This window comes from Bacillus fonticola (assembly GCF_012955605.1).
In the GTDB taxonomy this organism is placed as follows: Bacteria; Bacillota; Bacilli; order Bacillales; family JC228; genus Bacillus_CG; species Bacillus_CG fonticola.
The window spans coordinates 1,881,976-1,896,157 of the sequence record NZ_CP052135.1 but is presented as its reverse complement, the minus strand read 5'-3'; the positions used below and the strand labels follow the sequence as shown (position 1 = coordinate 1,896,157).

The window sequence follows — 14,182 nt, the reverse complement described above, 5'->3', positions numbered from 1 at the left end:
GCAGGTTTCCGTACATCGGTTCAAAGGGACCAACCCAGTTCCTAAGGGACAAAACCCCAGTTCCAAAGGTGTACTCAACTAAAACGTGCAGATCCGACCGATGCCTAAGTGGAGCACTTGAACCCTCTGGGCACCTCTCTTAAAAACAGCCCTGCTGAAAGCTTAACCGCATCAACAGGGCTGTTCTTTTTTATTTGTGAAATTTTCCCTTTCATAGTCGTTGTTAACACCTTCCATACTAGAGAGTAAAGGGAATAGGAAGGGGAGAGTTAGGTGAGTGTAAATACAATCTACATTCGATTGCGACATAAGGTTCAAACCCACCCACAGCAAACGCTTAACCTGGGTGATGTAGCACAAGTGATTGCAGACGACTCAATATTGTCCGAATGCCTTTCCCTTCCTGTCGTAAAGGCCGAACCTTCGCATGGAAATATTTACATTTTAGATGTAATGACCGTCGTTAGGAAGCTACGAGAGGCATATCCGAATCAGTCTGTTGATTCTCTAGGTACAAATCAAACGATAATTGAGATCATTTCTAAGAAAAAACCAGTTTCTATTCCGCTCTTTTTACTCGTGTGGGGACTGTTATTTGTCGGGGCCTCTCTTGCGATCATGAATTTTCACGAGGATGTGAGTATGGGAAAGGTGCATCAAAAGTTGTATACGATGATGACTGGAGAAGACGAGGCTCATCCGTTACTTTTTCAGATTCCCTATTCGCTAGGATTAGGCGTTGGGATGGTGTTGTTTTTCAATCATTTGTTCCGGAAACGCATTAATGAAGAGCCGAGCCCACTTGAAGTCGAAATGTTTAACTACCAGCAAGATCTTGACCGTTATGTAGCGATGAATGAAAACAAAGAAAGTATTAAACGAATAGATGATCATTAGCTATGTTTTAGTTATTTTTGTAGGTTTTGCTGGAGGACTTGCAGTGGGCTCAGGGTTTGTTGCCTTTCTTACCGTGCTCAATATCATTCCTAGGTTAACACAGTTGACGAAAACCTTTACGTACATTCAGGCGTATGAGTGGTCGGTCGTGATTGGAGCAGTAAGTGCCACATGGATTGGGTTACGGGATCTCGTCGTGCCTATTGGAAAATGGTTCGCAGTGCCTTACGGGTTATTGAGTGGGGTCTTTGTCGGTATGTTAGCTGCTGCTTTAACTGAAGTACTAAACGTATTGCCAATTCTAGCGAAGAGGATAGGGATAGATGATCGGATTGTTTATTTATTGATGGCGATCGTCCTTGGAAAAGTAATCGGTTCTTTGTTTCATTGGCTAGTATTTGTTCCGTGAAGGAGGGAATGGGATGGAAAGAAAGCCGGTAGTATTTTTGACAGATGGTGATGTATATGCAAAACGTTGTGCAGAAGTTGTTGCTACTGCGTTAGGTGGCCGGTGTATCTCCCTCTCGCAAGGGAACCCTTCTTTGTATAGCGGTGCAGAACTAGTGGACGCTATTTTGTCTGCAGAAGGGGAACCCGTACTCATCATGTTTGACGATAGCGGCTATATCGGCGAAGGTTCAGGTGAGGCGGCAATGAAGTATGTGGCGCACCATCCGCAAATTGAAGTTCTAGGGGCTGTGGCTGTCGCTTCCCACACAGAGCACCGCGAATGGACGCGTGTGGATGTAAGTATTGACCGGGAAGGGAATTTAACCTCATATGGAGTTGATAAATTCGGGCTTCCAGAAACTGAAGAAGGTCGCATTAATGGTGACACCGTGTACTGTTTAGATCAATTACATTTACCGATCGTCGTTGGGATAGGGGACCCTGGTAAAATGTCAAGGCGAGATGATTTAACACGTGGCGCACCCATTACACGTCAGGCAGTACATCTTGTGTTAGAAAGGAGTGGCTACCTTGAGCGAGGAAACAAAAGAGAAGAAGAAAGCACCGATTCCTGAACAACCACACAAACTAGAAGAGTTTATGAAGGAGCGTGTGGGGTTAGGAACAAGCTTTGATTTTGGCATTCGAAAGTATCCGGTAAATGATCATGAGGTGAATATTTACTATATCAATGGATTGACAGATGCAAACTATATACAAATGATCACAGAGCAATTCGTTGAGCTCCAAAGAGAAAGTACGAAGCACAAAAAGGATGTATTTGACACAGTACACGATTCGATTACTCATCAATCTGTAGAGGTTGTAAAATCGGTCGACGAAATAGTGGATCAAGTATTATCAGGACTTATTGCTATCGTCGTAGAAGGATACTCAAAAGCGCTGATTGTTGATGTTCGTTCCTACCCTGGACGGACGCCACAAGAACCGGATACTGAAAAAGTTGTCCGAGGCTCAAGGGATGGGTATGTAGAGAACATTATTGTAAATACTGCTCTCACAAGAAGACGAATTCGTGATGAGCGCCTCCGCTTTGAAATGCTAAAGGTAGGGGAGCGTTCGAAAACGGATGTGTCCATCGGCTACATTAAAGATGTCGCTAACTCGAATCTAGTAGATCTGATTCGGAAGGAGATTAAGGGCATTGAAATTGATGGGATAGCCATGGCAGATAAAACTATTGAAGAATTCCTGGTGAAGCAGGGGTATAATCCGTATCCTCTCGTGCGTTATACAGAAAGGGCAGATGTTGCTGCGACGCACTTGCTTGAAGGGCACGTTCTCATTTATACAGATACATCGCCGAGCATTATGATAACACCGACAACATTTTTCCATCACGTGCAACATGCAGAGGAATATCGGCAATCGGCTGCTGTTGGGACGTTTATACGGTGGGCTCGATTTATAGGAATTTTGATGTCGCTTTTTTTATTGCCTTTCTGGTTATTACTCGCTTTGGAACCTTCCCTTTTACCTGAGCAATTAGCCTTTATTGGACCAAACGAACAAACAAACATTCCGTTGATCATGCAAATTTTCATGGCAGATATAGGGATTGAGTTTTTAAGGATTGCCGCCATTCATACACCAACTCCTTTATCAACGGCAATGGGCTTAATTGCTGCTGTGCTCATTGGACAAATCGCCATTGATGTAGGCCTGTTCGTACCGGAGACGATACTTTATGTAGCAATAGCCTCTATCGGAACGTTTACAACACCAAGTTATGAACTTAGTGTGGCGAATAAGATGGTTCGTCTAATGCTTCTCATCGGGGTGGCACTATTTGGAGTCCCAGGTTTTGTGATCGGTAGTACACTATTTATTTTGCTATTAACAGGGCTTACCTCGTTACGAACGCCGTATTTATGGCCACTTATGCCCTTTAATGGTGGTGCGCTCTTTCAAATTCTCATTAGACGTTCGGTTCCGGGATCAAAAGTTCGTCCGAGTATCGTACGACCGAGTGACCGCTTCAAGCAACCAGAGCAATCGTAGTCGTTCGTTGATGGGATAACAGTAGTGTGGTAAAGTGAATATACTTTTACTTACACATTTAGGACGAGGATGAGAACGATGCATTTGTACGGAACACAGCAGGTGAATGATAATGGTCAATTATTGATTGGTGGGGTAAAGGCAACAGAGCTGGTTGCGTCTTATGGAACCCCGCTTTACGTATATGATGTTGCCCTAGTTCGTGAGCGGGCACGAGGCTTTCTGAATACATTTCAGCACCATGGCGTACGGGCGCAAGTTGCCTACGCAAGCAAAGCTTTTTCTTCAGTCGCGATGTTCCAACTCGTTGAAGAGGAAGGACTTTCGCTTGATGTTGTATCAGGTGGAGAGCTGTACACGGCAGTGGTAGCGGATTTCCCCCGCGAGCGTATTCATTTTCACGGGAATAACAAAAGTACAGAAGAATTAATGTTTGCTCTAAACGAACGAATTGGCTGTTTCGTTGTAGATAACTTCCACGAATTGGATCGTCTTGAGCAGTTGACGAGAGAACGTAATCAAACCATTTCTATTTTACTGCGTGTCACTCCTGGAGTAGAGGCGCATACACACGATTATATTTTAACGGGTCAAGAGGATTCTAAATTTGGTTTTGACTTGAAGAATGGTCAAGCGGAAGAGGCGTTATCCCGTGCTTTACAAGTACCGACTTTTGAGGTATTAGGCATTCACAGTCATATCGGATCGCAAATTTTTGAGACGACTGGATTTTCAGTTGCTGCTCATACATTACTTAAAGCACTCTATGAATGGCGCGAAACGTATGGATTCCAGGCACGAGTGTTAAATCTTGGGGGTGGCTTTGGCATTCGTTATACGAAGGAAGACGAACCAATTCCACCAGCTGAATACGTAAATGAAATGGTGGAAGTGATTAAATCGTTCTGCGGAAGCCACTCTATGCAAATCCCAGAAGTTTGGATAGAGCCCGGTCGTTCTCTCGTTGGTGACGCCGGAACAACGCTTTATACGATTGGCTCCCAAAAGGACATTCCGAACGTACGCAGGTATATTGCTGTCGATGGTGGGATGAGTGATAATTTACGCCCAGCTCTTTACGATGCACGATACGAAGCTTGTGTCGCGAACAAACTGCATGATCAAACGGAACAAACGGTATCGATTGCTGGGAAGTGTTGCGAAAGTGGTGACATGCTAATTTGGGACATTCCGCTGCCAAAAGTCGAGGCTGGGGATGTATTGGCAGTCTTTTGCACGGGTGCTTACGGATACAGTATGGCCAACAACTACAACCGGATTCCGAGACCACCTGTTATATTTGTAGAGAATGGTCACCATCAACTGGTCGTAAAGCGTGAAGTGTACGAAGATCTCGTGCGTCAAGACCAACCCTATGTACAAATGACTACACACACAGGGAAGTGAGACTGAGGCTACAAAAAAATTTCACCAGTGACTGTCTAGCTTATTGAACTTGGCGATTAGTAGCCCTCTTGACGAAAAGGGTCGTTTTCATTACCATGAATTCGACAACCCTTTTTGGATAGGGCTTTTTCTTTTTTGATAAAGAGAGGATTTATTGATATGCGAAAACAAAATAAGTTTCTGTTTGGGCTACTGCTTATAGGGGCAGTTGGATGGGGCGTTTTTTACTGGCTTTATATCGTATAAGTGCTTCTTGAAAGAATACATTTAATTTCACGAAAATGAGTAGGTTCAATTACCCGAAGAAAGCTTTACTATGTCGTATGATGCATAAACATACACGTTTTTTGGCGAAACTGCGTACCATAGACTAGTCACGTAGACTGGATTTTTTTAAAAGTAATGAGGGATGACTATGTACACCCGATATAAAAAAAGTTTAGAGAAAATCGCAATGGGCTTGCTTTCCTTTATGCCCAATGAAAAAGACGTGAAGAAGCTTCAGCAAACAATGAAACAATATGAAGCAGAGCCGGATTGGAAATTGCTTCTATGGAAAGAAGAAGAGGACATCGTTGGCCTTGTCGGACTAGTTCATTACGATGATGAGAAACGAATTCTTATTCAGCACGTATCTGTAAACCCTTCTTACCGACAACAAGGGATTGGTCATAAAATGCTTAAGACGTTAAGGGAGCAATATAACGAGTATACGTTTGAATCGACAAAGGAAACAGCTTCCTTTTTAGACCATTGTAATGTGTCAGAGATCGGGTAAGTCTCAAGACCCCCTTTTCTCAAGAGCTCAAGACTTAGTGTTTCCGGTCTTGAGCGTTCCTTTTTTATGAACGTTTTTTGGCGGCGTCGTCCCTAGCTTTAAGGACATCAGTACGATCACGAAGCTTATGGCGGTGGATGAGCGCTTCATTGGTTGAAGGGGATGACGAACCCCATGTAACTTGTTGCTCACTACACCATCGTTTGCAAGTGGTAAGCAGTTGTTCGTCCTTTATGGGCAGAACAATGCTTTTATAGCTGGGTGTGTCTTGTTCTATCAGTTGAATTTCCCGATAAAGTAAACTTTGTAATGCATGATAATCACACCCTAGAGCCTCTATGTCGGGGCCATGTGAAGAAAAAATACGTTGTGCTTTCTTCAATGTACGTAAAGCTCCACGGTTGTTACCGCGACGATAATGGTAGAAGCCGACAGCAAGTTGAATCCACCCAACCCAAATACTATTGCGCCCTCCGCCTTTTTTTTTCCAATATTCCTCTAGTACTTCATGACATTCAAAGTAGTCACGATCTCCATGAAAATGACATAAATATTGAATCCAAGCCTTTGGATAGGACATTCGACCTCATCACCTCCTGTGAGCCATTGTAGTTGTTATAGTGAAGTTTCTCAACCGATCATAGCATCATTTCTGGATTTCCCTTATACTATACGTATTTCATATCATTTTGAAGGAAGATTTTATGGCATATACTGTGAAGATTGACGCTTTTGAAGGACCGTTGGATTTGCTATTGCATCTTATTCAACGACTTGAAATTGATATATACGATATCCCGATGACGGAGATTACGGATCAGTATATGGCCTATTTGCATACGATGCAAAGCTTAGAGTTGGACGTTGCGAGTGAGTATCTCGTTATGGCGGCCTCTCTTTTAGCTATTAAAAGCCATATGCTCCTACCGAAAAACGAGGAATTATGGGAAGGCGAAGAAGAATTTTTTCTTGAAGAAGATCCGCGAGAAGAGCTTGTAGAACGCCTTCTAGAGTACAAGCGTTATAAAGAAGTAGTGAAAGATTTAAAGGATAAGGAAGAGGAGAGGAGTTTGCATTTTTCTAGACCCCCCCAAGACTTGTCAGGCTTTGAAACTGAAACTAGTTTGTCTGTTGAAGATTGGCATGTGGACGTTTACGATATGTTAGGAGCTTTTCAGAAAATGTTACGGCGAAAACGGCTGCAACGCCCGCTTGCAACAAAAATTACGCGTCAAGAAATACCAATTGAAGAGCGAATGGCCGATATTCGAAAGCGATTGGAAAACAGTGCAACACCGATTGTCTTTGAGGAGTTGTTTTCAATAGAAACTCGCGAACAACTGGTTGTCACATTTTTAGCCGTGTTAGAGCTCATGAAACGAAATGAGATTTCAGTTATGCAAACAGGAAACTTCGAACAAATATTTGTATCAACGTAAACTAAAGGAGCACCGATGGATGATGGACCGAAAAGAGCGGCTGGCCATAATAGAAGCCATTTTGTTTGCAAGTGGAGATGAGGGGGTTTCTCAAAAGCAGCTAGCCCACGTTTTAGATACGACAGAGCTGGAGATTTCTCAAATGCTGGATGAGATGAGAGAACAGCTTTGCCAAAGTGATAGAGGTTTGGTGTTATTGGAAATGGGTGAAATCATTCAACTCGCGACAAAAAAAGAAATGGCACCGTTTTTAAAGAAGCTTGTAGAGGCTCCAACGAACCAAACACTTTCTCAGGCTGCGCTTGAAACGCTGGCAATTATTGCCTACAAACAGCCTATTACACGTAGTGAAGTTGAAGAGATTCGTGGGGTGAAAAGCGAGCGCCCTGTCCAAACGCTCCTTACAAAGGGATTGGTCGAAGAGAAGGGAAGACGTGAGGGGATTGGACGAGCATACTTATTTGGTACCTCTCCTTTGTTTTTGGATGTTTTTGGGTTGAAGGATCTGAACGAGCTGCCTCCATTGCCTGAAGAGGTAGGCGATGCTGATGTGGAAACGGAAGCAGACCTGTTTTTTGAGAAATTCCAAGAAACATTGAAAGCTGTCGACGTAGAAGAGAAATAATATCATGAGAAAATTTTCATCTTCGACAAGGTCTGGCAACATCTTTTTTGTATATATGATAGACTAATAAAAAGCTTGTTTTACTATACAAGGAAGGCGGACTAAGAGCGCGAACATCGCTAGCGCTCTTAGTCCGCCCTACTCGCATCGTGCGAGCATGAGGAGGCAACCACATGGGCAATCAAGTGTTACAATCGCAAATTACACTCACACAGGCAGTTCTTTCTCAAATCGTTAAAAAGTTCGAACAGTACGTAACTACACACGATCGACTTCGGCTCTTGGAGGAAACAACAGGGGACAAGGCTTATTATGATGGCGTGCTGCGGGATTTGAGAAGGTTGCTCGTTTTTTGTGAGGAAGCACTGGATTCATGCGGAATTGTGCTTCGTAATGAGCCACTCTCCAAAACTGCTGCGGAGAAAACGTTGTACTCTGTGTACCACCATTGTGTAGATGATTTTTACAATCCGAGATCCGATCTTTGGTACGAGGATAGCCGCGCTGCTTACACAGGACGAAATGCTATTCACTTCCGAGCGACTGTTCCCCCTTCTCTCCAAGCGTTAATGGCATCGGTGGAGGCGCACTTTCAAGAGTTGCGTGAGGAATTAGATTTTTACGAAACCGATTACCAAACAAAGGTTGTGCAACATCGTTCGTAGTTTATGTTTTAAATTGGAATGATGTGGATAAGAGGTATGAAAAGGAAAAAATGCTACAATGGTCATTGTATTGAGGAATCTACGGAAATTAGAGAGCGCATCCAGAACTTTGGAGCGCTTTTTTGCTTTGCAAAAACCATTCATGAGCTGGATACACAGCCATGCATGCTTGCCCTTTTGTTATGAATACAGCCCTTTGCCATAACTACGTATGAAAAACCACAGGCGATTCTCATATCAATAAGGGACGTGCATAGACTTGTACAAAGGACTTTGGATGAAGGGACGAGGATAGATGAATAGATGGCGACGTCGCTTTACACCGTTACTCGTATTGACACTTATCACCACGCTGTTTTTAGGACAGGAAGTTTCTGCGCAAACCGTAGGGGTTAGCTCAGAAGCTGCGATTCTAATGGATCAAAAATCTGGTCGAATATTGTTTCAAAAAAACGCTTTTGAAAAACGGAAGATAGCTAGCATTACAAAAATTATGACAGCTATTCTTGCCATTGAGAGCGGGAAGCTAGATAACAAGGTAAAACCAAGTGACAACGCAATCGGTACAGAAGGGTCTTCTCTTTATTTAACAAAAGAAGATCGGTTGACGTTGGAGGATTTAGTATATGGGTTGATGCTTCGTTCAGGAAACGATGCGGCTGTTGCCATTAGCGAAACAGTAGGTGGAAGTGTTGAAGGTTTTGTTTATATGATGAACGAAAAAGCCGAGCAAATCGGTATGGAGAACACAAATTTCGTCAATCCCAATGGTTTAGACGCGGAAGGTCACTACTCTACTGCCTATGACATGGCTCTCTTAACTAAATACGCAATGGAGAATGAAAAGTTTCGAGAAATCACAGGAACGAAAGCGTACACAGCAGAAGGCAAAGGAGTTTGGCACAATAAAAACCGCTTGCTGACAGAGCTCTACGAATACTCAACGGGCGGAAAGACGGGCTACACGAAAGTCTCTCGGCGCACCCTTGTCTCTACTGCTCAGAAAGACGGTATGGATTTGATCGTCGTGACGTTGCAGTCTGGCAAAGGAGATTGGGATGACCATAAGCGTCTGTTCACGTACGGGTTTGATAACTATGACTATGTAATTCCAGTGAAGGAGGGAAAGATTAAGGAAGTAACGGATTCGTTTTATGAAGGGCGAGTCTATAATAAACAAAATATTACGTATCCCATCACTGGTGAGGAAGTAAAAGATTTACGAGTGGAAAATCGTTTGTTTGAACCAGAAGAGCAGTGGCTTGATAATCCTGAAACAACACCAGATGTCGTCGGAAAGACGTTTTTATATTTTAAAAATGAAGTAGTCGGTACTTCCTCTATTTATTTTACACCTCCGGCTGAAAAGAAAGGCTTCTTTACTATATTTCGCGATTTGTTTTTGGCAAGCCTAGGTGTTGGATCGTATGATTAATGTCATATGGGTGGGTATGATTATCATTAGCCTTCTTTTTGCCGTACTAGGAGGCACGATGGAAGAAGTGAATAAGGCAATGTTTGTAGGAGCACAAGAAGCTGTCACGCTATCGTTAGGACTCATTAGTGTTCTTGTCTTTTGGCTCGGATTAATGAAGGTAGCGGAGGAGGCAGGGCTTCTCAAAAAATGTGCACGCCTATTCGAACCGTTGATTGTCAAGCTATTTCCTGAAATTCCGAAAGGACACCCAGCGATTGGGTATATCCTCTCAAACATGATCGCCAACCTATTTGGACTTGGCAATGCGGCCACGCCGTTAGGGATTAAGGCAATGGAACAAATGAAACAACTAAGCGGGCACTCCCCTATGGCTAGCCGCTCTATGATTACGTTTTTAGCACTTAACACATCGAGTATTACGCTTATACCTACCACGGTCATTGCCATACGTTTAAATTATGACGCACAGTCACCAACAGACATTGTGGTGCCGACCATTTTGGCAACAGCTTGTTCAACAGTAGGCGCCGTACTCATAGATAGATATTTCGCCAATCGTCGACAGAAAAGGGGAGGCGTGCGCACATGAGTTATTTGGCAACTGCATCACTTTGGATGATTCCGCTCATTGTTGTATTTATATTAGTATATGGAACTGCCAAAAAGGTACCGACTTACGAAACATTTGTCGAGGGTGGAAAAGAAGGGATTTCCATGGCGTTCTCTATCATACCTTATCTAATTGGAATGCTCGTCGCCATTAGCATGTTTCGAGCATCAGGTGCGCTCGAATATGTTGTTGGGTTTTTGCGCCCTGCTATGGAGGCGATTGGTGTACCTGCTGAGATTGTTCCACTTGCTTTTATTCGACCCATTTCTGGTACGGCTGCGCTAGGAATGACGAGTGATCTTATGGCGACATACGGACCGGATTCATTCATAGGAAGGTTGGCCTCCACTGTTCAGGGGAGTACAGACACCACGTTTTACGTGTTAACCGTTTACTTTGGCGCAGTCGGCATAAAAAAAATGGGAGACGCTTTAAAGGTAGGGTTGCTAGCAGACCTTGTGGGAATTGTTGCTGCGATCGTTATGGTAACGCTCTTTTTTGGAGGGTCAGCTTCGTAGTCTCCGTTAGAGCGGGAGTGTGTAGTACAAGCGTGCGTGCCAGCGTTCAGACGAAAACTTGAATTTTGTTCTCAGGAATAGTAACCTTAGTAGAACGATTTTATCAGCCGTACAGCGATGCCTGTACGGCTTTTGAATGGAATCAAAGAGGAGAGAAAAGAGTGGAACGCTTACAAAAGGTGATTGCACAAGCAGGCATAACGTCGCGACGTAAAGCAGAGCAGTTGATCGTAGACGGTAAAGTTAAAGTCAATGGAAACGTCGTTCGTGAGCTTGGGACGAAAGTGAAAGGGAATGACCGAATCGAAGTAGAAGGAATACCTCTCTTAAAAGAAAAACCGGTGTACTTTTTATTTTATAAGCCCAGAGGAGTCATTTCGAGTGTGAAAGATGACAAAGGGAGAAAAGTGGCAACGGATTTTTTTCAGCACATTGAAGAGCGGATCTTTCCTATAGGCAGACTTGATTATGATACAACGGGTTTGCTTCTTATGACCAATGATGGTGAATTTGCGAATACGCTTATGCACCCTTCTTATCAAGTACCCAAAACGTATGTGGCAAAAGTAAAAGGAATCCCAGATCGTCAAGCGATGCAAACGTTGCGAGCAGGAGTACGATTGGAAGAAGGGAAAACGCTTCCAGCCCAAGCGAAAATCATGTCGATAGATAAGAAAAAACAAACAGCTATTGTGAGGTTAGTCATCGTGGAAGGGCGTAATCGTCAAGTGAAACGAATGTTTGAAACAGTTGGAAATCCTGTTGTGAAGCTGAAACGTGAAGAATATGGATTTTTACGATTGGAAGAGCTTCGACCAGGGGAATATCGTGAGTTGTCTCCTCATGAAGTGAAACGTCTTCGCTCATTAGCTGCCCATGGAGATTAAAGCGTTTGCTCCTTGTCACGTAACCTTCATACACGAAAAAAAGAATGTCGAATGCTACATGCTATAATGAAAGTGAACGTCCTAATTAAAGAAGTGGATGACACCTGCAGCTAGGCAAAGCAATAGAAGAGCTGAGGCACTCCAGTAGATTTAGCGAACTTGACATTGTCCGGAGGAGGCATCCGTCTACATGGCTGAAAAGAAAAAAGGGCGATTTTTTATGCGGCTTGCCATTCTCTTGATGATGGCAAGTGCGGTGGGCTATACGCTATATGCTAACGCGACGAAAGAAGATCGAGGCGTTCTGTCAGTTGGGGACGAAGCACCAGATTTTATATTAGAAGATATGGAAGGAAATACTGTGCAACTATCGGATTACAAAGGGGAAAAAGGGGTCTTTTTAACCTTTTGGGGAACGTGGTGTGATCCTTGTAAACGAGAAATGCCGTACATAGAAAATCAGTACAACTTTTACAAGGACCAAGGCCTGGAAGTGCTTGCGGTGAATGTCGGAGAGTCAGATTTCGCTATTAATCAGTTCAAAAAACAAATCAAGATGAGCTTCCCTATTCTTGTTGATGATTCGGGAGATGTGCAACGGGCTTATGGCATCAGTCCACTTCCGACGACGATACTCATTAGCCCTGAAGGAATCATTTTAGAAATCATTATTAGTGAGATGTCTGAAGAGAAGGTAAAAGATTCTGTACAAAAAATATTGCCTTCTGCGTAAGGTGGGGGTTTAATGGAAAAAATTAAATGTGAATGCGGTCACGTGAATCCACATGGGACTGTTCTCTGTGGATCGTGCGGACGTACCCTAACAGAAGAAGCAACGAAGCAAACGATGGTAGACATGCGATATGAAGGAAGTGCCCGACGTTCACAGACGTACAAGCGTACATTTATCGACAAGACGTGGAGTTTCTTTTCCTCTGTGAAGGTGGGCGTCTGGTTAATAATCACGACGTTGATCGTCTCCGCACTCGGCACGGTGTTTCCACAAGAAGCGTATATTCCACCGGGAGTGATACCTGAACAGTTTTACAGTGATCAGTACGGAATTCTTGGCGAATTATTCGTCTTCTTCGACTTTCATCGGTTGTACGAGCAGTGGTGGTATCTTGTGCTAATTGCCAGTATCGGTATATCGTTAGTGATTGCGAGTTTAGACCGATTTGTCCCACTTTATCGCGCACTGAAAACACAGCGCATCGATCGTCATGAAGGATTTTTGAAACGACAACGATTGTACGCGAAAACGGAAGCGAGTCCACAAGATGAAGTGACCCTACAAACCGTAAAAACGCGTCTCCAAGCACGGAGATATCGTGTAACGGAAAAGGAAGGCAGTCTCCTCGCAGAAAAAGGCAGGTTTACGCGCTGGGGTCCTTACGTCAACCACATTGGACTCATCATCTTTTTACTAGGTGCTATGTTGCGGTTCGTACCAGGTTTGTATGTGGATACAGGCTTATTCATACGTGAAGGTGAAACAAAAGCTGTTCCTGGAACGGATGGTCAATATTATATTGAAAATCTCGACTTTTCTGTGGAGATGTATGATGCACGAGTCGATGGCGAACAGTTTGCGACTGCCTTAGAGAATCAAGGCGCGATCGTTAAGCAGTTTCGAACAGAAGCGGTTCTGTATGAGCGTGTGGATGAAAGGCTTCCCGGTCAAGAAGTGGAACTTGAAAAAGTAAAAGAACACGACATTATTGTCAACGAGCCTCTTCAGTTTGACGGGTTTTCTGCCTATCAAGTGGACTACCGGTTAGATGAACTTCAGCGAATGAACTTCCAGCTGGAATCAATAGAAACAGGAGAGTCCTTTGGCGAAATTGAAGTGAATTTAAATAACCCTGAAACAAACTACGACCTCGGAAATGGGTATATGGTGGAACTAGTGAATTATTATCCGGATTTTGAGTTAGAGGACGGGGTGCCATCAACGAAAACCTCGAGTCCAAACAACCCAGCCTTTGTATTCCGGATGATCGCACCCGACAAGGAAGAAGGCGAGATCAGCTTCGTTGCCATTCAACAAAACTTGGATCCAACTGGTGAAAATGAATACAAAATGACGTTTAGCGGGATCGATACGACGGATGTAACTGGTCTTACAATTCGAAAAGATCGCACATTGTGGGTACTCGGTATTGGCGGTATCATCTTTATGGTTGGGGTCATACAAGGGGCGTATTGGAATCACCGGCGCCTGTGGATAGTCCGAAAAGATGGTGTCGTGCATGTCGCTGCTCATACGAATAAAAATTGGTTTGGTTTGAAGCGGGAAATAGACGGTCTATTGGAAAATGTATCATGGCCCCCTCTTGAGGACAAAAATGCGTCACCTTCTGAAGAGAAATCTTCTACGTCAATGGAAAACACGAACAGTCGCAATCGTAACGAGGAGGGTTAGCACATTCTCCCTGTTCATTCA

At 43.6% G+C, this 14,182-nt stretch carries 16 protein-coding genes; 15 read left to right on the top strand and 1 reads right to left on the bottom strand.

Translation table 11 applies throughout. The annotated features are described in order from the left end of the window. Positions 1–273: 273 nt before the first annotated feature. The 6 genes from HHK01_RS09295 (at position 274) to HHK01_RS09270 (ending at position 5,554) form a co-directional block, all read left to right on the top strand. Positions 274–897 (top strand): stage V sporulation protein AA, encoded by a 624-nt coding sequence (locus tag HHK01_RS09295; protein ID WP_170007529.1) that lies wholly within the window; start codon positions 274–276, stop codon positions 895–897. Continuing rightward, positions 887–1,306, top strand: coding sequence for a stage V sporulation protein AB (locus HHK01_RS09290; protein ID WP_170007528.1), 420 nt, complete (start codon positions 887–889; stop codon positions 1,304–1,306). The genes HHK01_RS09295 and HHK01_RS09290 overlap by 11 nt, the downstream gene beginning before the upstream one ends. Before the next feature lie 13 nt (positions 1,307–1,319). Beyond that, positions 1,320–1,922, top strand: coding sequence for a stage V sporulation protein SpoVABEA (locus HHK01_RS09285; protein ID WP_170007527.1), 603 nt, complete (start codon positions 1,320–1,322; stop codon positions 1,920–1,922). Positions 1,923–1,947: 25 nt separating this feature from the next. Next, the gene (locus tag HHK01_RS09280) at positions 1,948–3,369 is read left to right on the top strand and encodes a spore germination protein (protein WP_170008737.1); all 1,422 of its coding nucleotides are present in this window, start codon (positions 1,948–1,950) and stop codon (positions 3,367–3,369) included. 78 nt (positions 3,370–3,447) lie between these two features. Further along, a complete protein-coding gene (gene lysA, locus HHK01_RS09275; RefSeq protein ID WP_170007526.1) occupies positions 3,448–4,776 on the top strand; it encodes a diaminopimelate decarboxylase in 1,329 nt (442 codons plus the stop codon). A gap of 415 nt (positions 4,777–5,191) precedes the next feature. Then, on the top strand, positions 5,192–5,554 hold the full coding sequence (locus HHK01_RS09270) for a GNAT family N-acetyltransferase (protein WP_170007525.1): 363 nt from the start codon (positions 5,192–5,194) through the stop codon (positions 5,552–5,554). A 64-nt stretch (positions 5,555–5,618) separates the two neighbouring features. On the opposite strand, the gene HHK01_RS09265 is transcribed toward HHK01_RS09270, so the two are convergent. After that, positions 5,619–6,134 carry a DUF309 domain-containing protein gene (locus HHK01_RS09265; RefSeq protein WP_170007524.1) on the bottom strand — a complete coding sequence of 172 codons (516 nt, stop codon included), beginning with the start codon at positions 6,132–6,134 and terminating at the stop codon, positions 5,619–5,621. 124 nt (positions 6,135–6,258) lie between these two features. On the opposite strand from HHK01_RS09265, the gene HHK01_RS09260 reads away from it, so the two are divergent. From HHK01_RS09260 to resB, 9 genes are all read left to right on the top strand, one after another. Next, the gene (locus tag HHK01_RS09260; protein WP_170007523.1) at positions 6,259–6,993 is read left to right on the top strand and encodes a segregation/condensation protein A; all 735 of its coding nucleotides are present in this window, start codon (positions 6,259–6,261) and stop codon (positions 6,991–6,993) included. A gap of 22 nt (positions 6,994–7,015) precedes the next feature. Beyond that, a complete protein-coding gene (gene scpB, locus HHK01_RS09255; RefSeq protein WP_170008736.1) occupies positions 7,016–7,618 on the top strand; it encodes an SMC-Scp complex subunit ScpB in 603 nt (200 codons plus the stop codon). 173 nt (positions 7,619–7,791) lie between these two features. Next, positions 7,792–8,283 carry a DUF3907 family protein gene (locus tag HHK01_RS09250; protein WP_170007522.1) on the top strand — a complete coding sequence of 164 codons (492 nt, stop codon included), beginning with the start codon at positions 7,792–7,794 and terminating at the stop codon, positions 8,281–8,283. A 295-nt stretch (positions 8,284–8,578) separates the two neighbouring features. Then, entirely contained in the window at positions 8,579–9,718 is a 1,140-nt protein-coding gene (locus HHK01_RS09245) for a D-alanyl-D-alanine carboxypeptidase family protein (RefSeq protein WP_170007521.1), read from the top strand. Then, positions 9,711–10,310 carry a nucleoside recognition domain-containing protein gene (locus tag HHK01_RS09240; protein ID WP_170007520.1) on the top strand — a complete coding sequence of 200 codons (600 nt, stop codon included), beginning with the start codon at positions 9,711–9,713 and terminating at the stop codon, positions 10,308–10,310. Before HHK01_RS09245 ends, HHK01_RS09240 begins: the two co-directional genes overlap by 8 nt. Continuing rightward, positions 10,307–10,849 (top strand): spore maturation protein, encoded by a 543-nt coding sequence (locus HHK01_RS09235; protein ID WP_170007519.1) that lies wholly within the window; start codon positions 10,307–10,309, stop codon positions 10,847–10,849. Before HHK01_RS09240 ends, HHK01_RS09235 begins: the two co-directional genes overlap by 4 nt. A 161-nt stretch (positions 10,850–11,010) precedes the next feature. Continuing rightward, entirely contained in the window at positions 11,011–11,736 is a 726-nt protein-coding gene (locus tag HHK01_RS09230; RefSeq protein WP_170007518.1) for a pseudouridine synthase, read from the top strand. A 190-nt stretch (positions 11,737–11,926) separates the two neighbouring features. Then, positions 11,927–12,469, top strand: a complete 543-nt coding sequence (resA, locus tag HHK01_RS09225) for a thiol-disulfide oxidoreductase ResA (protein WP_170007517.1) — start codon at positions 11,927–11,929, stop codon at positions 12,467–12,469. Between the two features lie 12 nt (positions 12,470–12,481). Beyond that, positions 12,482–14,161: a cytochrome c biogenesis protein ResB gene (resB, locus tag HHK01_RS09220; protein ID WP_170007516.1), complete on the top strand. Its 1,680-nt coding sequence runs from the start codon at positions 12,482–12,484 to the stop codon at positions 14,159–14,161. The last annotated feature ends 21 nt before the right edge of the window (positions 14,162–14,182 follow it).